We start from the raw sequence: 533 nt of genomic DNA, 5'->3' as shown, positions 1-533 counted from the left end.
CTCTGCCAAAGTGCGCTGGATGGTGACCGCGCAGTTGACAGCCTCGACAACGGATTGAAACTCCGCGAGCACACCGTCCCCCATCAACTTGATGATGCGCCCACCTCTTTCAGAGATTGCAGGCTCCAGTATATTTCGTTGGTGATCGATCAGAGCGTCCAGCGTCGCAGCTTCATCTTCAGCCATCAAAGCCGAATAGCCAACCACATCTGCGGCAAGAATGGCGGTCAGTTTGCGGGCTACTAGAATCCTCTTTTATGCAATTCTAGCGCGACACGTCCGCTACGTAAAAGCGGCAATCGTATGGTCCAGACTATGCATTCATCCGTCTATCTGCCAACCGCTTCGACTTGCCGCTCATAGTCAGCTGCATCGTACCATCCAAGCGATCTGGTCACCTTCAGATCGCCATCCAAACCCCATTCTTCCCATCCGGAAAAGCGTACGTGATTGCCCGTTTCTTTGTGTCGACCTTCGAATGTCCATGCGTAAACCATGTGGTGGTCTGCAACTAGCACTGTTTCGAGACTGAG

The 533-nt window shown here is 52.7% G+C and carries 1 protein-coding gene and 1 pseudogene; one reads left to right on the top strand and one right to left on the bottom strand.

From position 1 onward, the window contains the following. On the top strand, window positions 1-246 hold a 246-nt coding region (locus ACR0E6_RS23025; RefSeq protein ID WP_480587794.1), incomplete at its 5' end, for a hypothetical protein. An 83-nt stretch (window positions 247-329) separates the two neighbouring features. On the opposite strand, the pseudogene ACR0E6_RS23020 reads toward ACR0E6_RS23025, so the two are convergent. Next, a pseudogene (locus tag ACR0E6_RS23020) lies at window positions 330-533 on the bottom strand (hypothetical protein); the annotation flags it as partial.

The sequence above is a fragment of the Ruegeria sp. AP12 genome, assembly GCF_056540025.1.
This window is presented reverse-complemented; position numbering and strand designations above follow the sequence as displayed.